The sequence below is a fragment of the Microbacterium sp. 2FI genome (assembly GCF_005502885.1).
Classification (GTDB): domain Bacteria; phylum Actinomycetota; class Actinomycetes; order Actinomycetales; family Microbacteriaceae; genus Microbacterium.
Genome location: NZ_SCMR01000001.1, coordinates 189,467 through 208,414, shown reverse-complemented (window position 1 = coordinate 208,414; position 18,948 = coordinate 189,467). Strand labels below are relative to the sequence as shown.

The window sequence follows — 18,948 nt, the reverse complement described above, 5'->3', positions numbered from 1 at the left end:
GTCTCGACGCTAAGCGCGTGCGAGAGGCGAGGTCTGCCGGATCAGACGATGTTCACGAGGCGGTCAGGAGGACGTCACCGGCTCACCGCGAACTCCAGCGAGTCGATGATCGGCTGCAGTGCCGACCGAAACTCCTCGGCACTGTGCTGCTCGCGGACGTTCGTGATCTCGAGCGTCACGTTGCCGCTGCCGCGTTCGAGGAAGACCAGCCGGACGTCCATCTCGCCGCCGATTCCATGGTGCAGATGCGAGACGCCGTCGCCCATGATCAACGGGGTGCCGCCCACGTCTTCGAAGACGCAGGTCCCGCCGCCCGGCTCGAGCGCGAGGTCGATCTGAAGTCCGGCTAGGCCCCCGACCGTGACCTCGACGGGCTCGGACACGGTGAGTCCCGGAACCGACCGGAACCACGCGACGAGATCCGCCGGGGAGTTGCCCACTCCCGCTTGCCAGTCCTCGCGGCAGTCGATCGCCGCAGCGTGGATGTTCGTGAAGATGCCGAGGTAGCTGCCGCCGCGCGGAGTGGTCTGCACGGCGAGGTCGTCCTCCAGGAACAGCCAGAAGTTGCCCGGCAGGTCTTCGTAGTTCATCCAACCCTCGGGAACGGCGTAGGTGATCTGCGGCTGGAAGACCCTCGTCTGATACTCGCCCGCAGCCAGGGCGCCGAGACAGGCGCCGCCGTCCGGGTTCGGGCAGTCAGGCGGGACCGGTGCGGACGGTGCGGATTCGGCGGCCGCCGGCTGACCTCCCGCAGGATTGCCGACGCTCGATGCGGAGCACGCGGTCAGCAAGGCCACCGACAGGGCGACCGCTCCCCACGATGCCCCGACGAGCGGCCGGGAGTTGTGCGTAGACATGATTGACCCCTTTCGTGGACCTGTTCGGTATCCGAGATTCCTCGGGACGGTTTCCTCCGACCTTCCACCGGTATCCGTCCGGTTTCCGTGTCGTTGACGGGGCGGCGCAGCGGGCGCATGATCGTCGCGTGAGCATCCGTGTGCTCGGCCCGATCGAGGTGGACGGCGGCGAGGATCTTCGACCGCGGGACCGCACTGTGCTGGCCGCGCTCGTCGTGCGACGCGGTCGACCGGCGGCTCCAGCGGAGATCGCCGACGCGGTCTGGGGCGACGAGCCGCCGACATCATGGGCCAAGCAGGTGCAGATCTGCATTGTCCGCCTTCGCAAGGTGCTCACGCGCGACGCGATCGAGACGACCGGCGACGGCGGATACCGCCTGGCCATGGCCCGCGTCGACATCGACGCGGACCGTATGGAGGAGCTCGTCGCCCGCGGCAGGCAGTTCCTGAGCACGGGTGAACCCGACCGCGCCGTGACAGCGCTGGGCCGTGCACTCGCGCTCGTGCGTGGAGAGCCGTTTCGGTCGGTCGAGCACTGGGCGCCAGCGGCTTCGGAGAGCACACGCCTCACCGAAGTGATCCGTTCAGCCGAGGACGACCTGCTCGACGCGCGGCTCGCGCTCGGCCAGCACCGCGAGGCGGTGGGCGACGCGCACGTCCTCGTCGCGCAGGATCCCCTTCGCGAAAGACGTTGGTGCGCTCTCACGCTGGCGCAGTATCGCTGTGGCCGGCAGGCCGAAGCCCTCGACACCCTCCATCGCGCGCGGGGACTGCTGCGAGAACAGCTCGGCATCGATCCGGGTGCCGAGCTGCGCGACCTCGAGCGGCGGATCCTGCACCACGACCCGCTGCTCGACCAGATCGCCGAGCCGCGGCCCGTATCGACCGCGTGCCCGTACAAGGGTCTGGCACCGCTGACGGCCGGCGACACGCTCTTCGGTCGCGCCCGGGAGCTCGAGGAACTGCTGCGGCGCTCCGATACGACCGGGCTCATGGTCGTCACGGGGCCGTCCGGTTCCGGCAAGTCGTCGCTGGTCCGCGCCGGTCTCGTGCCTGCCCTCGAACGTCGCGGACGATCGTGCCGCGTCGTGGCTCCGGATCCCACAGGAGCCATCGAGCTTCCCGATTCCGCGAGCCAGACGGTGCTCGTGATCGACCAGTTCGAGCAGGTCCTGCTCGCGGATCGACCGGCTGCGGTGCTGAAAGATGAACTGTCGGCGCTCGCGCGGTATGCGGCATCCGTCGGTCTCGTCGTCATCGTCGTTCGGGCCGACCAGTTCGCCGGCCTCGGGGTGGAGCCCGCGTTCGGGCGACTCGCGGAGCAGAATCTGCACTTCGTGACCGCCCCAACCGGCGCGGACCTGCGTGAGGCGATCGAACGACCCGCGATCGAAGCGGGCCTGCGCGTGGAGTCTGGCCTCGTGGATCTCATCATGCGCGACGCAGAGGGCGAACCGGGCGCACTGCCGATGATGTCGCACGCGCTCGCGGAGACGTGGCAGCGGCGCGACGGGAACGTGCTGACGGTCGAGGCATATCGGGCGTGCGGCGGCATTCAGGGAGCGGTGGCCCGGACGGCGGATCGCGTGTACACGAGCGTTTCCGAAGCGCAGCGGCGCGCCATCCGCTCGGTGCTCCTCCGCCTCGTCGTCCCCTCGATCGAGGGGCCTCCCCTGCGATCCCGCTTGGCGAACGGTGTCCTGCGCGGCAAGCCGGAATGGGATGACGTGGTGTCGCGGCTCATCGCGGCCCGGCTGGTGACAGCAGAGGGCGGGGCGCTCGAGATCTCGCACGAGGCGCTCGTGCGGGCGTGGCCGCGACTGCAGTCGTGGCTGGATGAGGATGCCGCGGGCCTGCGCATCGTGCGGCATATCGCCGCCGCGGCCGAGGGGTGGGAGAGCCTGGGGCGACCCGACAGCGAACTGTATCGGGGCGCCCGCCTCGAGGCGGCACACGAGTACCTCGACTCTGCGTCTCCCGACCTGACGCCTCTCGAGCGGGAGTTCCTCGCCGCTTCGCTGGGTCGGTCGCAGTCCGAGACGCGGGCTCTGCAGCAGCGGGCGGTGCGCGACGCCAGACAGAACCGGCGGCTTCGCGTGCTGCTGAGCGCGGCGGCCGTGATGATCCTCGCAACGGTCGGTGCCGTCGGGATCGCCGTTCGCCAAGGCATCGAGACTTCGCAGCAAGCCGAGCAGGCGACGATCGAGAGCATCGTGAACCGCTCGCTCGCCCTTCGCGCGACCGATCGCGACGTCGCGGCACTCCTGGCCGTCGAAGCGCACCGGCGGTGGCCGGACGACCCGCGCGTCGCCTCGGCGCTCCTCGGCACTTTCACGACCGGGGCCGGGGTGCTCACCACACACTACGTCGACGATGCCACGCTGCTCCGTGGCGCGCTGATTCCGGGAACGACGCACGCGCTCGCGGCGCGCGACGGCGACCGGCCCGCCATCGTCGACCTCGACACCGGGCATGAGGTTGCGACCATCGACCTCCCCGACGGACTCGCGACGGTGGGTGGTGCCGGCGTCGCAGTGGCGGCGGACGGAAGCCGCGCGGCAATTCTCGTCTCCGTCCCGGGCGAGCAGTGCGGCGATGACGGCGGCATCACGGCGCGGGGATTCTGCGCGGCGATCGTGCTCGTCGACCTCGCGACCGATGCGTCGACGGGTCCTGTCCTGCTGCCGGACGGGCCAGGCGGGATCGCGATCTCGCCGGACGGGCGGCACGTGGCCGTGGTCGGCATGGAACGCGGGATCGTATCGATCTACGACCCGGTCGCGGGGCGCATGGTCGCGGAACTGCCCGGTCTGCCGACACCTTCCCCTGCCCCCGACGATCGGTACATGAGTGCGATCGCGTTCGACGACGCGGGCGTGCTGTACGCCGGGTCGGCGGAGGGCACGATCCGCGCCATCCAGGCCGACACCGGCGCGGTCGTGGCGGTCTGGGACGCGCCGCGAGGCTACTCCGAACGCGACGTGGTCGTCGGATCTGACGGGGTGCTCGTCGCCGCGGGCCCGAAGGGCCTGATCGCGCTCGACACCTCATCGGGCGCGACGCAGTGGAGCGTCGAGCTGACGGGGACGAATCCCGACCCGTGCCCGTGGGTCGCGGCGTCCGTCACCACCGAGATGATTTACTGCGGCACCCACTACGGCCGAATCGAGGAGCGTGATCGACGCACCGGCCAGCTCACCGGTCGCCGCTTCGACACGCAACTCGGCTCGGTCGGCGATCTCGTCCTGTCGCCCGACGGTTCGGAACTGATCTCGTTCGGCGTACAGACCCCTGCCATCACCCGATTGCGCCTCGACGGGAGCGGACCGGTCAGCGCGAGGATCGCCGACGGCTACGTCGCGATGGACCGCTTCGCCTACGACGACGATCAGACGCTGCTGGTGGCGCGACGCGATGCGGACGCGACGGTCTCGTCGGACTTCACCGACTACGCCCTGTGGGACGCGGCCGAGGACCGGCTGGTCGATGACGTTCCCTCGGATGAGGATCTGGAGGGGATCGGGTGGGCCGGACGCGAGCTCCTCGTCGGCATGGACCGCTCACGGCTTCAGTTCGGCTGGTACGACACGGGCCGACGCGCTGTGACGGACGGCCCCGGGATCGGCGTCGAGTGCGATCACCTCTGGCCCACGTCGGAGGGCACCAGAGCATACTGCGGCGGCCTGCGTGGCGAGGTGTGGACGATCGACACCGCGGCACGCGAAGTCGTCGGTCCGATGCTGAGGACACCGGGATTCGTGCTGTCGGTATCCGCGACCCGTGGAGGCGAGCACGTGGTCGTGACCTCGGCGACGGTGTCGGGATTCGCGACGCTCGTGTTCGACCCGGACGGACGCGTGCTCGCCGGGCCGCTGGCGGGTCCGTCTCTGACGAGCGTGAGCCTCGACGGGACGCTCGTCGGCACGGTGGCCGGCGCGATCACGCGCTATGACCTCGAAACGCTCGAGCCGCTGGGCGAACTCGCCGGTGCACACGGCGAGGTGAACTCGCTCCAGTTCAGCGACGACGGCACGCTCCTGCTCGCGACGTCGAACGACCAGACTGCTTCGCTCTACGACGTCGCGACCGGCACCCGCCTCGGCGACCCGATCGCGACCGATGCGCCCCTCATCTACCCCGCCTTCCTGCGACCGGATGGAGCCGCGCTCGCGGTGACGGACGCGTCGGGGATCGTCGTGTGGGATCTGGACCGCGAGCGCCTCGCCGCGGCGGCCTGCCGCGTCGCGGGGCGCGATCTCACCCGGAGCGAGTGGGCGACCTACCTGTCGGGGCTGGGCGAGTACCGCGCCACGTGCGAACGAGAGGCGGTGTCCGCGCGCTCGGAGACACGCGGCTGACGTGTGTGTTGCGCGTCCACAGCACAGCGCCCCCTCGCCGTGAGGCGAAGGGGCGCTGCCTGTTGCCGGTCACCGTCAGCGGAAGAGGTCCGTCTGCAGCAGCGCGAACATCACGGCGTGCACGCGGTCGCGAAGGCCCTCGCCGACGCCGACCGGGTCCGCTTCGAGCTCCGCGGCGACCGTCGAGGCGGTGACGTTCCCGAGGGGCGCGAGCATGAGGTCGTTTCCGTAGCGCACGGCCTGGCCCGGATCCATGAAGGCACCCAGCACGGCATCCGTCGACACCACGCCCGAGAAGCCCCACTCACCGCGCAGCACCTCCTGCAGCAGCTGTTCGTTGCCGCCCGACCAGCGGGGTCCGATGTGGATGAACGAGGTCATCGCGCCGTTGGCGCCGCCGTCCTTGACGGTGATCTCGAAGGGGCGCAGGTAGAGCTCGCGCAGCGTCTGCTCGTCCACCCACACGTTCACGCCGGTGCGGGCGTTGACCTCCTGCTCGTTGAGCGCGAAGTGCTTCATGAACGTCAGCAGATCCTTGCTCTGCGCGCCCGCCACCATCGCGGCGCCCATCGTTCCCGAGACGACCGGGTCTTCGGAGTAGTACTCGAAGTTGCGGCCGCCCATCGCAGTGCGGTGCAGGTTCATGCCCGGCGCATACCAGCCCTGCACGCCGTAGGCGTTGGCCTCGGCGCCGATCGCGACACCCATCTCACGGGCGAGGTCGACGTTCCACGTCGAGGCGATGACCACCTCGGTCGGGAACGACGCGGCCGTCACCGAGCTGAACAGCGAGTTGAGGCCGGCCGGTCCGTCGAGGAGGATCGCCGACGGCACGCCGAGGCGCTCGACGGCCTGCGTCACATACGCGCCACGCGAGAAGACGTCGATCTGCTCCTTAGCGGTGAACTGATCCAGGAACAGCTCCCACTGCGGGTCGTCGTAGTCGAGCCCCGCGAGGTCTTCGAGCTGCAGGCCGTTGTCGGCGCCGTAGGTCGGGGCATCGCCCTCGGCCGGCTCGATCTCGGGGTACATCGCCTCGAGGAGATCTTCGGATGCCGTCGCGTCGTTGTTCGCGTCGTCGGGGTACGTCCCCTCCCAGTCGTCACGCGAGAGATACGTGAGGTCGCCGTCGGCGTAGCCGAAGCGGTTCTCGAGCGGAACGCCGGTGTCGGCATCCGTCGTGTAGACGATCTGCTCGGCGATCGAAGTCTCGAACGCGGCCACAGGCGTGTGCACGTCCGTGCCGACGGTGATCGCATAAGTGCCCGCGTCGAGCACGTAGGCGCCCTCGCCGCTCTGATCCCACGACGCCATGTCCCGCACGTCGAATGTGACGGACACCGTCTCGGAGGCGCCCGGCTCGAGCAGAGCGGTCTTCGCGTAACCGGCGAGCTCGATCGCCGACTTCTCGATGCCGCCGGCGGTGTGCGGGGCCGAGAAGTAGACCTGCACGACGTCCTTGCCGGCGACCGCACCGGCGTTGGTCACGGTGACCTCGACGGTCACGGTCTCGTCGGTGACGACGGGCTCTGCACTCGCCCACTCGAACGACGCGTAGCTCAGTCCGTACCCGAACGGGTACTGGACGGCCGCCGCGTAGCCGGCCTCGTCTCCGGCGTAGCGGGTCTCGTAGTACCGGTATCCGACGTAGATGCCCTCGTTGTAGTTGATGAAGGCGCGCTCTGCGTTCTCGTACGGGTAGTCGCCGAAGTTCTCGGTCGACGGCGCGCTCGTCACGTCGTACGCGTACGTGTCGGTGAGGTGGCCGGACGGGTTGATCTCACCCGAGAGCACCTGCGCGAGCGATACGGCGCCCTGCGGACCGGGCGTGCCGATCCAGACGGCGCCCGTGATCTCGGGGTACTCCTCGAGGAAGCCGAGCTCCATCTGGTTGCCGGAGTTGACGACGACGACGACGTCGTCGAAGTTCGCGGTCACCACGTCGAGCAGCTCGCGCTGCGTGTCGGTGATGCGGAGCTCGTCGGCGGTGAAGTCGGACCCCTCGACGCCGTCGTTGCCGACGACGATCAGTGCGGTTCCCGAGTACTCCTTCGCCTGGGCGAGGACCTCGTCGGTCAGGTAGGCGGGAGCAGGCTCCTTCTCGTCGTCGCCCGCGAGCAGGCTGCCGATGATCTGCACGAAGCCGTTGCTCGCACCGGTCTCGGTCTTGGCGCCGGCATCCTCCATCGCCGCCTTGAGCTCGGGGTTGTACGAAATGCCCTCCCCCTCGAGCGCGTCATACAGCGTGACGGCGCTCGACTGGTCGGCGCCGCCCGAGCCACCGCCGCCGTAGCGGAGGTTGAACGAGGCGAAGCTGAAGACGTTGACGGCGTCGCCCGCGAGCGGGAGCGCGCCATGGTTCTCGAGCAGGACGACGCCCTCGTCGGAGATCTCGCCGGCGAGCTCGGTCGAGTAAGTCCGGGCGGCGACGCCTTCGGCCGTCGAACTGTCGACGCTCATCGAGGTGAGACGACCGATGTCGGAGACCGTCGGTGCGGCAAGGAATCCGATGCCGACGACGGCGAGCGCAGCGACGCTCCAGCCGACGATGCGGCGCGGGCGGTGCTTGACCTTGCGGTAGATGCGTTCGCGGCGCTTGTCCTCGCGGCGCTCGGCGCGCGTCATCCCGGCGCGGGCGGCCTTGCGCTCGGCCTTCGCGGTCGCGCGGGCGTCGCGGGCCGCCGTGGCGTCCGCCGCGCGTGCGTCCTTGCGGTCGGCCGGCGTCATCGCCTTCAACTCGGCCTTGCGCTGCCGCTTCGCAGCCTTCTCAGCGGCGACGCGTGCGAGCGCCTCCTGCTTGAGTTCTTTCCTCGTTGCCATGTCTCTCAGTTCGCTTTCGGGTTTCGGGAGTTTCGTGCGCGCAGCCGCAGGGCTGCACCGATCAGGTGGCGCGCGCCGCGGAAGAAGCGACGGTTGACCATGAGCAGCAGGCCGACGAGCATGTCGTCGTCGAACTTTCCGCCCGACAGCCGCGGGATCGAGCGGAACGGCAGGTCGAGCACGAAGCGGGTGTTGTTCGCCGCCAGGGGGCGCCGGAGCCGCATCAGCACGTCGCTGCTCGTGTCGATCAGGAAGTAGAGCAGTCCTCCGAAGCCGCCGCGGCCCTTCGTCTGCGCGACGATGTCGTCGCGAGTGAGCGCGCGCCCTGTCGACCAGTCGGGCGTCGGCAGGGGTGAGCCGAGGAGGGCCTCGAATTCGGTGGAGGTGACCTGCTCGACGTGCCCCGAGACGTAGTGCGGCAGCTGCGCGGTGTCGGCTTCGGACCCCGTGTCTCCGGCGATCTCCACCGACGCGCTCAACCGAATGTCGCGCGAAGACGCTCCGGCGAGCACCGCGTACGAGCCCGCGACCGTACGCCAGTCGCCCGCGGCGACGTCGAACACGTCGAACGCGTGCTCGGCGAGGGCGACGTCGACGGTCGCGCTCGCGCCCGGCTCGAGGCGAACCTTGACGAATCCGCGCAGCTCGCGCGGCGCGCGGAACACTCCGGCAGCGGCATCCGGAGCCTCGACGTAGAACTGCACGATCTCGGCGCCCGCGCGATCACCGGTGTTCGTGACGGTGACGCGGGCGGTCGTGGCGTCGGCGACGAGGTCGGCGTACGAGAATGCGGTGTAACTCAGGCCATGCCCGAACGGGTACCGGACGGGGGCGCCCACCTTGTCGTAGTAGCGGTAGCCGACGTAGATGCTCTCGCGGTGCTCGCTGGTCGCCTCGGTCTTCGTGAACGCCTTCGACGACGGCACATCGGCGTAGCGCAGCGGATAAGTCTCGGCGAGCCTGCCGCTCGGGTTGACCACGCCGGTGAGCACCTCGACGATCGCGCGGCCGCCGCCCTGCCCGGCGAGGTAGCCGTGCACGATGGCGTCGACGCGCTCAGCGAAGGGGAGCTCGACCGGCGACCCGCCTGCGAGAACGACGATCACCGGCTTGCCGAGAGCGATCAGGTCTTCCGCGAGGGTCAGCTGATTCTGGGCGAGGCGCATGTGCGCACGGTCCACGCCCTCGGCCTCAGCCGACTCGTCGAGGCCGAGGAACAGCAGCACGGCCTCGGCTCGGGCTGCGAGGGCGAGCGCACGTCGGCGCAGGCGAGTGGATGCTGCATCCCTCCGCGCGAAGCCGGGCTCGTAGCCGACGATGTCGAGACCCGCGGCCTGCAGCGCGTCCAGCGCCGAGTCGACCCGGGTGGGGTTGACCAGCGAGCTGCCCGCCCCCTGGAATCGCGGGGTCTCGGCGAAGTCGCCGATGACGGCGATGCGGCCGGCCCCGGGTCCGAGCGGAAGGGTGCCGGCGCGGTTCGCGAGCAGCACGATGGACTGGCGTGCGGCCTCGACCGCGAGCTCGTGGTGGGCGTCGAGGTCGGCCGGCGCGGCGCCTCGCGGACTGGTCTTCTCGATCAGCGCGAGCACCTCGTCGACGCGGGCATCGAGGACGGCCGCATCGAGCGTCCCGCCTTCGACGGCGCGCACGACCTCGCGGTCGGTGACTCCGCCGGTCGACGGCATCTCGAGCGCGTTGCCTGCGACGAGGCCGCCGACGCGGTCGTTGTTGCCGCCCCAGTCGGTGACCACGAGGCCGTCGAAGCCCCAGCGTCGGCGGAGGATGCCGTCGAGCAGTTCGCGGTTCTCGTTCGCGTAGGTGCCGTTGACCTTGTTGTACGAGCTCATCACGGTCCACGCGTCGCCGCCGGTGATCGCGAGGCGGAAGCCTTCGAGGTAGATCTCGTGAAGCGCACGCTCATCGACGATCTCGTCGATGCTCATGCGGTGGGTCTCTTGGCTGTTGACGGCGAAGTGCTTGGCGGATGCCGCGACCCCTCGGGACTGCACACCGCGGATGAACGCGGCGGCCAGCGCACCGGAGACGAGGGGGTCTTCGGAGAAGTACTCGAAGTTGCGGCCCGCGAGCGGGTTTCGCTTGATGTTGAGCCCCGGCCCGAGCAGTACGCTCACGCTCTCGGCTGCGGCCTCGTCGCCGAGCGCCTCGCCGACGCGGTGCAGCAGCTCAGCATCCCAGCTGTTGGCGAGGGTCGCAGCCGTCGGGAAGCACGTGGCGGGGATGCTGGAGTTCAGACCCAGGTGGTCGGCCGCTCCCCCCTGCTTGCGCAGGCCATGGGGGCCGTCGGTCAGCATGATCGACGGGATGCCGAGGCGCGGGACGGGCTTCGTGTTCCAGAAGTTCGCCCCGGAGGTCAGCGACGCCTTCTCGGTGAGAGTCATCTGCTCACGCAGGTGCCGAACGCTTTCGTTCATGGGAGTGCCTCCTCGGACAACGCAGGTGCTATCGTAACTGAATTCCACCATGTGGTGGAATTCGTGGAGCGAAGGGGCGAGACGAGTGTCAGACGGCGAGTGGCTGCAACGTGTCGAGGGCTACGTCAACGGTCGCGCGACGAAGAGCGCGATCGTCGAGCGAGCCGCCGAGGCGTTCGCCCAGCAGGGGTTCCACGGCGCCTCGGTGCGTGGCATCGCGCGGGCGGCGGGCATCGACCACTCGACCCTGCTCCACCACTTCGGGAACAAGACGATGCTGCTGCTCGCGGTTCTCGAGTGGCAGGATGCCCAGAACCTGACGGCGTCGGTGCCGGCGGAGGCGCCGGCCGAAGTGACCGCCGAGATGCTCGTAGACGGCTTCACGGCGACCGCCGAGCGCAACCGAGCGGTTCCGGGTCTCGTTCAGCTGCTCTCGGTGATGTCAGCGGAGGCGGGTGCCGCGGATCACCCCGCTCGGCCCCACCTGCAGGAGCGCCATCGCATCGCACGCGACCTCATCGCGTCGATGATCCGTCGTCAGCGCGAAGCCGGCGCGGTCGGAGACGACGGCCTCACTCCGGAGCAGGGCGCCGCCGTCTTCCTCGCGACGTGGGAGGGCCTGCAGGTCTACGACGCGCTGCACCCGGGCGAGCTGGACATACCTGCGCTGGTCGCCCGCGCGCTGCGAGAGGCGTTCGGTCTCGAGTCAGCCTGACCCGCCGGTTCCGGCGTGTGATGATGGCGGTATGGCGACCTCTGCGGCCTCCCCCCTCATCTCCGTGGACGAGCTCCGCGCCCGCCTCGAGGCCGGTGACGGCATCCGTCTGCTCGATGTGCGGTATCGACTCGAGCAGCCCGATGGCCGAGTCGACCATCGTGACGGGCACCTTCCCGGCGCGGTGTATGTCGACATGGAAACGGAACTCGCCACGCACGGCGAACCGTCGCAGGGGCGTCATCCGGTTCCATCGCGAGAGGTGCTCCAGGATGCCGCGCGCCGCTGGGGTCTCCGTGCCGGCGACTCCGTCGTCGTCTACGACGACTATCGTTCGGTGTCTGCGGCGCGGGCATGGTGGCTGCTCACGCATTCCGGGGTCGACGGCGTGCGCGTGCTGGACGGCGGTCTGTCGGCATGGACGGCGGCCGGACTTCCGCTCGAGGCGGGCGATGTCGTGCCCGCGCGCGGCTCCATCGAACTCGAAGAGCTGAGCGGAGGAATCGCGACGATCGACGATGCGGAGTCCTGGCCGGCCCGCGGCGTTCTGCTCGACGTGCGCGCGCCCGAACGGTACCGAGGCGAGACCGAGCCGTACGACCCGATCGCGGGGCACATCCCCGGAGCCGTCAACCTGCCCGCGGGGGCCTATCTTGACGGCGAGGGCTTCGCACATGCCGGGGCGATCCGTGAAGCCCTCGCCCGTGCCGGAGTGACCGCTGGTGCCCCCGTCGCCGCCTACTGCGGCTCGGGGCTGACGGCTGCGCATCTCGCGCTCGCGGGCGCGGTCGTGGGCGTCGATGTCGCCGTGTTCCCCGGCTCGTGGAGCCAGTGGTCGAACACGCCCGGCCGCCCTGTCGCGACGGGACCGATGCCGTGACCGAACCCCCGGTGGTCTGGGTGAGTGGTGCGCGGGGCAAGCTCGGGCGCGAGGTCTGCCGCCAGTTGCGCGCGGCCGGCGCCCGGGTCCTGGAGGCTGACCTGCAGGGATCGTCCCCCGTGGATCTCACGGATGCCGACGAGGTTGCGCGCTCGATGCGCGGTGCGACCGCGATCATCCACTGCGCTGCGATCCCGACCCCGGAGCACACCGAGCCGAGTGAGCTCGTTCGCAACAACACGATGGCGTGCTTCAACGCACTCGAGGAGGCGTGGAAGGCCGGCATCCGCACCGCGGTGCTGGTTTCGAGCGGTGCGATCCACGGGACGTCATTCTCGCCTGAGCCGCTCCTCTTCTCGACCCTCCCGGTGGACGAGTCGACGCCGCTCGACTTCGTCGACCCCTACGCGCTGACGAAAGACTTCACGGAGCGCATGGGCGCGATGTACGCCCGACGAGGAATGACCGTCACGGCGCTGAGGCCCCATTGGATCCTCACCTCCAGCGAGGCCGAACACATCGCACACACCCGCAGCGACGCAGACGGTGCCGCGAGCCTGTGGGGCTGGATCCACATCGAGGACGCTGCTCGAGCATGCGTCCTGGCACTGCAGCCTCGACCCGAGCACCGGGGCTACGAGGCGGTGGTGATCGCAAGCGACGACACGCTCTCGGAAACTCCGACCGACGACTTGCTGGACCGCCACCTCGGGGCCGCTGCTCGCCACAGGGACTTCCCCGGCCACGCGAGCGGATTCGACACCTCACGCGCAGCCGTCGTTCTCGGATGGCATGCGACACGCTCGTGGCGGCGTCGCTGACGTCTGCGCGTCGCTATGCGGAGGTTCGCAGCGGCTCGAGAGCGTCGAGGACGAGGTCGAGGCCGAAGATGAACTGCTCCGCCGGATCGAATCCGGCAGCGACGAGCGCTGCGGCGGACTCGTTGAGGTAGGGGAACTCGTCCGGAGGAAGCTGGGGCAGGTAGACGTCCTCCGCCATGTCGGCGAACTCATCTGCGGTGTCGAACGGCAGGCTGGCTTCCTGCAGCGCGAACCCGTAGACATAGCTGTCGAGAAGCCAGTTGGCGTGCGTCGCCATCACGACCGAGAAGCCGGCTCTCCGGAGGCACGCGGTGACCGCTTCGTGGTATCGGAGATTCGCGGGCCCCGGAGACGTCCGCGACTCCATCAGGCCGATCGCCCACGGGTGGCGTGCGAGAACCTGTCGGGCGGACGCCGCCCGTCGCCGCATCGCCGACTGCCATTCAGTGCCATCGGGCGGGAGCTCGATCTCGTCGAACACGATGTCGATCATGGCGTCCAGCAGCTCGTCCTTGCTCGCCACGTAGTGATAGAGCGACATCGCGCCCGCGCCGAGAGCGTCGGCAAGCCGGCGCATGGTCAGAGCGTCGACTCCCTCGCCGTCGGCGAGCCGGATCGCCTCAGCCACCACTCGCTGCTTGCTCAGCCCGGCCCCCGGCGCGCCGTGACGTTGCTCCCTGCCGGACACGGGTATCTCCTTCGCTCGGGATGACTTGACAACCGTACAGTGTACGCCCCATAGTACGGTGTACGACGTACAGTGTACGAGCCTGCGAAGAGTCGCAGCTCGACCGTTAGGAGGCATCTGTGGAAATCGAACAGCGCTCGCATGCCGGAGCACGCCCGGGGTCGGGCGCGAGTCCGGCCGGGCAGACGATGCGCGCTGTCGTTCAGCACCGCTACGGCCCGCCCTCGGTGCTCGAGGTCTCCGAGGTCGGACTACCGCTGGTCGGACGAGGCGATGTGCTGGTCCGGGTGGGCGCGGCCTCGGTGCACCCCGGCGACTGCTTCGTCATGACCGGTGAGCCGTATCTGGTGCGCCTGGCATTCGGGCTCCGTCGTCCACGCCACAGCATCCCCGGCATGGACCTGGCCGGCGTGGTGACCGCAGTCGGGACGGACGTCACCACCTTCCGCCCCGGCGACGAGGTGTTCGGGTGGAGCACCGCGGGAGCGCTCGCGGAGTACGCCTGCGTCCCGGCGAAGAACCTCGCGCACGTGCCTGCCGAGCTCCCGGTCGAGGACGCGGCAGCCGTGCCCACGTCGGCCATCACCGCGTTGCAGGCACTGCGCGACATCGCGAACGTTCGACCGGGACAGACGGTGCTGATCACGGGCGCGTCGGGCGGCGTGGGCTCATTCGCCGTGCAGATCGCCAAGGCGTTCGGTGCCGAGGTGACGGGCGTCTGCAGCACCCGCAACGTCGACGTGGTCCGATCTCTCGGCGCCGACCACGTCATCGACTACACGACGACCGACTTCACCCGTGACGAGGGGCGCTTTGACGTCATCCTCGACAACGTGGAAGCCCAGCCCCTGGCGGATGTGCGCCGGGCGCTGACGCCCTCCGGGACCCTCATCCCCAACAGCGGCCGCGGCGGACGCTGGATCGGCCCGCTCGGGCGGATCGCCAAGGCGCGCATGCTGTCGGGGTTCACACGGCAGCGCCTCCGGCCCTTCACGTCGATCGGGAAGCGCCAGGATCTGCTCACCCTGGCCGACCTGCTCACGACCGGGCAGATCGTGCCCCTCATCGATCGCACCTACCCGCTCCACGAAGCCGCCGACGCGCTCCGCTACGTCGCGGCCGGCCACACGCGAGGGAAGGTCGTCATCACCGTCTGACGACCGCACCAAGAACGATCCACCTCTGCCGACTCGACGAAAGAAGACCCGATGACCACCCGAACGACAACCACTAACCTGCTCGACAGCCGACCGATACCCGTGCAGGCCAAGCTCGCCGCCGCATGGGCCAGCTTCATGTTTCTCTACATCTACGTCGACATCCTCAACTTCTACAAGCCGGGCGTCGTGGACGGCATCCTGAACGGCCTCATCTGGAGGTTCGACATCAGCTCGACCTTGTTGACGATCTTCCTCGTGTCGGTCTCGATCCCGGCTCTCATGGTGATGCTCTCCATGACGTTGCCCGCCCGGGCGAACCGCGCCGCGAACCTCGTCGTCGCATCGCTCCTCATCCCCTACTCGATCTTCAACGCGGCGGGTACGACCTGGGAGTGGGCCGCCTTCTACGCGATCTCCATCGGCATCGAGGTGCTGCTCCTGGCCTTCATCCTGCGCGCCGCCTGGAGGTGGCCGCGAACTTCCGCCGTCATCACCGATCCGGCGTCCGAACGGGGCATCACTGTTCCCTGAGTTGGGAGAGACGACAAGCCCGCCACCGGGGAAGAATGGGTGCTTGTGAACTCACGCCGTATCGCTTTCCTCGACGTCGACGGGACGATCCTCGACCACCATGGAACGATCGCTCCGTCCACGGTGGACGCGATCCGCGCCGCACGGAACGCTGGACATCTCGTGTTCTTGAGCACGGGCAGGTCCTCGGGCGACGTGCCGCCCGTCGTCCGGGTGATCGGATTCGACGGGGTCGTGTCCAACGGCGGCGCCTATGCGACCGTCGGCGATGCGACCGTCGTCGCCCGGCCCATGCCGCTGCCCGCTGTGCACGAGCTCATCGAGTACTTCGAATCTGCCGGCATCCGCTACCTCCTTCAGACCGACGGTGGCGCGTATGCGGACGCGGAGGTGCGGGCCGTCTTCGACGAACTGCACCGCCGCCTGTTCGCGTCGCACGCCCCCGACTCGGCGCCGCACCTGCACGACATCGCCACAATGGACCGCGCGCACGTGGCGAAGGCCGTCTTCCTGAGCAGTGACGCGAATGCCGTCACCCGTGCACAGTCAGACCTGCGGCATGCGTTCCACGTCGTACCGGGAAGCATGCCGCTGCCCGCAGGTTCGAACGGCGAGATCGGGATGCTCGGGACCACGAAGGGCTCCGCGATCCTCGAGGTGCTCGCATACCTCGGCGCGACGGCAGATGATGCGATCGGGGTCGGCGACAGTTGGAACGACGTCGAGATGTTCGAGGTGTGCGGCGTCGGCATCGCGATGGGAAATGCGGATGCCGCGCTTCGAGCCCTCGCAGACGAGGTCACGACGAGCGTCACGGACGACGGCGTGTTGAACGCGTTCGTCCGCCACGGACTCATCGGCGGGTGACGATTTCTGGTGCGCGCGAGCGAGGAAGCCACTATCGTTGGGCCGATCGCGGCACTGTCGCCGCAGAGGCGGGGTGCTCGATGGCGGAAGTCGTGGTCGTGGACTCGAAGGCGGCTGCCGGCGCCCTGATCGCCGACGAGATCGCGGCGCTGATTCGCCGTCAACCGGACGTCGTACTCGGACTCGCGACGGGTTCGACACCCACCCCCGTCTACGAGGCGCTCCCTTCGCGCCTGCAAGGAGTGGACGTCTCGCGTGTGCGCGGATTCGCCCTGGACGAATACGTGGGGCTCGACCCACGGCATCCGGAGACGTACCGCAATGTGATCAGACGCGAGGTGGTGGAGCCGCTCGGCCTCACCCCCGAGCTGATCCACACCCCGAACGGCTCCCCCGAGGGGATCGAACACGCGGGCGACGATTACGAAGCCGCGATCCTCGCCGCGGGCGGGATCGAGCTGCAGATCCTCGGCATCGGCACCGGCGGGCACATCGGATTCAACGAGCCGGGCTCCTCATTCGCGTCGAAGACCCGTGTGAAGACGCTGACGGCCCAGACACGCAGCGACAACGCGCGCTTCTTCGATTCGATCGACCAGGTTCCGATGCACTGCGTCACTCAAGGACTCGGCACGATCCTGCGCGCACGGCACCTGGTGCTGCTGGCATTCGGGGTAGGAAAGGCTGCTGCCGTCGCGGGCGCTGTCGAAGGCCCCGTCACGTCGTCGCTGCCCGGTTCGGCGATCCAGCTGCATCCGCACGCGACCGTGGTCGTCGACGAGGCCGCAGCCTCGAGGCTGCGTCACCTCGACTACTACCGATACGCCTACGACAACAAGCCAGCCTGGCAGGGTCTCTGAGGCCCCCGTCTCAAAGAGGAGAAGCAGCATGAAATTCCTTCAACGACTCGGCCGGTCGATCATGCTTCCGGTCGCCGTGCTCCCGGTTGCGGCGATCCTGTCCGGGCTCAGCTACTGGATCAGCAACGGCGGCCAGAGTCCCAACGCCTTCTCGGCGTTCCTCGGCGCAGCCGGCGGAGCCCTGCTCGACAACATGGCGCTGCTGTTCGCCGTCGGCATCGCCATCGGCATGGCTCGGAAGTCCGATGGCACATCTGCGTTGGCAGGCCTCGTGTCGTGGCTTGTCGTGACGACACTGCTCAAGCCCGAGACGGTGGCGCTCTACACGGGAGTCGCCAATGTCAACGAGGTCGACCCGGCGTTCCTCCGGGTGCAGAACGTCTTCATCGGCATCATCTGCGGACTGATCGGCGCCTACTGCTACAACCGCTTCAAGGACACCAGGCTGCCCGATGCGCTGTCGTTCTTCTCCGGCAAGCGCTCCGTCGCGATCGTCACCGCCGGCGTCTCGCTCGTCGTCGCCACCGCGCTCTACTTCATCTGGCCCTTCGTATACGGCGGACTGGTCGTCTTCGGCGAATGGATCGTCACGCTCGGGCCGCTCGGAACAGGTATCTACGGCTTCCTGAACCGGCTCCTGATCCCGGTGGGTCTGCACCATGCGCTCAACTCGGTGTTCTGGTTCGACGTCGCGGGCATCAACGACCTCAACAACTTCCTGTCGGGCGAAGGCACCTACGGCGTCACGGGCCAGTACATGACGGGGTTCTTCCCGATCATGATGTTCGGTCTCCCCGGTGCCGCGCTCGCGATGTATCTCACCGCGAAGACCACGCGGAAGAAGCTCGCGTACGGCATCCTGTTCGCCGGCGCGGTCTCGTCGTTCTTCGTCGGCGTGACCGAACCGCTCGAATTCGCGTTCATGTTCCTCGCACCGGTGCTGTACCTCGTGCACGCGGTCTTCATGGGCATCTCGATGGCGATCAGCGAGATCCTCCCGGTGCGGATGGGCTTCGGGTTCTCGGGAGGCTTCGTCGATCTCGTCCTCAACTGGATGAACCCGATGGCGCAGAATCCATGGCTGATCCTCGTGATGGGCGTCTTCTGGTTCTTCATCTACTTCGCCGTGTTCTACTTCTTCATCAAGCGGTTCAACCTCAAGACCCCGGGACGCGAGGACGACGACATCCTCGGCGACGGCACGGAGTTCGACACCCACTCGAAGGACGACGCCTACAACATGACCGCGGTGCGATTCATCGATGCGCTCGGCGGCAAGGAGAACATCACAGACCTCGACAACTGCGCGACACGGCTGCGCATGGAGATCGCGGATGTGTCGCAGGTCGACGACGTCGCTCTCAAGCGCGCAGGCGCGGCGGGCACGATGAAGACCGGCGGCCACTCCGTGCAGGTGGTCTACGGCACGAACGTGCAGTTCGTGAAGGATGCGATGGAGCGCGTGATGTCCGGCGAGGTCGTGATGCCCACCGCGGATGCCGAGCCCGGACCGCAGGGCGGCGATACTGCGACAGGAACCAGGACCCGGACGACGATCACCCTCCGTCAGCCGGTCGCGGGCACGGTGGTGCAGCTGAGCGCTGTACCGGACCCGACGTTCGCACAGGAGATCATGGGCCCGGGCGTCGCGATCGAACCCACAGGGAGCGTCGTCGTGGCACCTGCCGACGGCACTGTGGGCGCCACATTCGAAACGAGCCATGCCGTCGCGCTGGTGCTCGACGACGGAACTGAGCTGCTCATCCATGTCGGAATCGACACGGTCCAGATGAAGGGCGACGGATTCCGGACGCTCGTCGAGAAGGGCGCCCGCGTGACAGCGGGCACACCGCTGCTGGAGTTCGACCTTCGGAAGATCGCAGCAGCCGGACATCCGGCGATCACCCCGGTGATCGTGCTCAACAATGAGGACGCGCAGATCGAATTCTCCGAGTGACC

At 68.6% G+C, this 18,948-nt stretch carries 13 protein-coding genes; 9 read left to right on the top strand and 4 right to left on the bottom strand.

What is annotated here, in order from left to right; genetic code table 11:
* Positions 1-74: 74 nt before the first annotated feature.
* Positions 75-857, bottom strand: coding sequence for a hypothetical protein (locus FFS15_RS00940; RefSeq protein WP_137843122.1), 783 nt, complete (start codon positions 855-857; stop codon positions 75-77).
* A 128-nt stretch (positions 858-985) separates the two neighbouring features.
* On the opposite strand from FFS15_RS00940, the gene FFS15_RS00935 reads away from it, so the two are divergent.
* Positions 986-5,215 (top strand): BTAD domain-containing putative transcriptional regulator, encoded by a 4,230-nt coding sequence (locus tag FFS15_RS00935; RefSeq protein WP_171013031.1) that lies wholly within the window; start codon positions 986-988, stop codon positions 5,213-5,215.
* A 75-nt stretch (positions 5,216-5,290) separates the two neighbouring features.
* Here FFS15_RS00935 and FFS15_RS00930 read toward each other — a convergent pair whose 3' ends face one another.
* On the bottom strand, positions 5,291-8,035 hold the full coding sequence (locus tag FFS15_RS00930) for a glycoside hydrolase family 3 protein (RefSeq protein WP_137843120.1): 2,745 nt from the start codon (positions 8,033-8,035) through the stop codon (positions 5,291-5,293).
* A gap of 5 nt (positions 8,036-8,040) precedes the next feature.
* Positions 8,041-10,467 carry a glycoside hydrolase family 3 C-terminal domain-containing protein gene (locus FFS15_RS00925; protein ID WP_137843119.1) on the bottom strand — a complete coding sequence of 809 codons (2,427 nt, stop codon included), beginning with the start codon at positions 10,465-10,467 and terminating at the stop codon, positions 8,041-8,043.
* Positions 10,468-10,552: 85 nt separating this feature from the next.
* Between FFS15_RS00925 and FFS15_RS00920 the strand changes: the two genes are divergently transcribed.
* The 3 genes from FFS15_RS00920 to FFS15_RS00910 are packed head-to-tail and all read left to right on the top strand — an operon-like array spanning position 10,553 to position 12,883.
* The gene (locus FFS15_RS00920) at positions 10,553-11,182 is read left to right on the top strand and encodes a TetR/AcrR family transcriptional regulator (protein WP_171013030.1); all 630 of its coding nucleotides are present in this window, start codon (positions 10,553-10,555) and stop codon (positions 11,180-11,182) included.
* Between the two features lie 31 nt (positions 11,183-11,213).
* Positions 11,214-12,062, top strand: a complete 849-nt coding sequence (locus FFS15_RS00915) for a sulfurtransferase (protein ID WP_137843117.1) — start codon at positions 11,214-11,216, stop codon at positions 12,060-12,062.
* On the top strand, positions 12,059-12,883 hold the full coding sequence (locus FFS15_RS00910; protein ID WP_171013029.1) for an NAD(P)-dependent oxidoreductase: 825 nt from the start codon (positions 12,059-12,061) through the stop codon (positions 12,881-12,883). Before FFS15_RS00915 ends, FFS15_RS00910 begins: the two co-directional genes overlap by 4 nt.
* A gap of 13 nt (positions 12,884-12,896) precedes the next feature.
* Here the strand turns inward: FFS15_RS00910 and FFS15_RS00905 are convergent, their stop codons facing one another.
* A complete protein-coding gene (locus FFS15_RS00905) occupies positions 12,897-13,571 on the bottom strand; it encodes a TetR/AcrR family transcriptional regulator (RefSeq protein WP_137843115.1) in 675 nt (224 codons plus the stop codon).
* Positions 13,572-13,690: 119 nt separating this feature from the next.
* Here FFS15_RS00905 and FFS15_RS00900 point away from each other — a divergent pair, with 119 nt between their 5' ends.
* The 5 genes from FFS15_RS00900 (at position 13,691) to nagE (ending at position 18,946) form a co-directional block, all read left to right on the top strand.
* Positions 13,691-14,728 (top strand): NAD(P)-dependent alcohol dehydrogenase, encoded by a 1,038-nt coding sequence (locus FFS15_RS00900; protein WP_212743089.1) that lies wholly within the window; start codon positions 13,691-13,693, stop codon positions 14,726-14,728.
* Between the two features lie 51 nt (positions 14,729-14,779).
* Positions 14,780-15,262: a DUF6326 family protein gene (locus tag FFS15_RS00895; protein ID WP_137843114.1), complete on the top strand. Its 483-nt coding sequence runs from the start codon at positions 14,780-14,782 to the stop codon at positions 15,260-15,262.
* Positions 15,263-15,307: 45 nt separating this feature from the next.
* Positions 15,308-16,129: an HAD family hydrolase gene (locus FFS15_RS00890; RefSeq protein ID WP_137843113.1), complete on the top strand. Its 822-nt coding sequence runs from the start codon at positions 15,308-15,310 to the stop codon at positions 16,127-16,129.
* An 80-nt stretch (positions 16,130-16,209) separates the two neighbouring features.
* Complete coding sequence (locus FFS15_RS00885) at positions 16,210-16,989, top strand: glucosamine-6-phosphate deaminase (RefSeq protein ID WP_137843112.1); 780 nt, start codon at positions 16,210-16,212, stop codon at positions 16,987-16,989.
* Between the two features lie 28 nt (positions 16,990-17,017).
* The gene (gene nagE, locus FFS15_RS00880; protein WP_137843111.1) at positions 17,018-18,946 is read left to right on the top strand and encodes an N-acetylglucosamine-specific PTS transporter subunit IIBC; all 1,929 of its coding nucleotides are present in this window, start codon (positions 17,018-17,020) and stop codon (positions 18,944-18,946) included.
* Positions 18,947-18,948 lie beyond the last annotated feature (2 nt).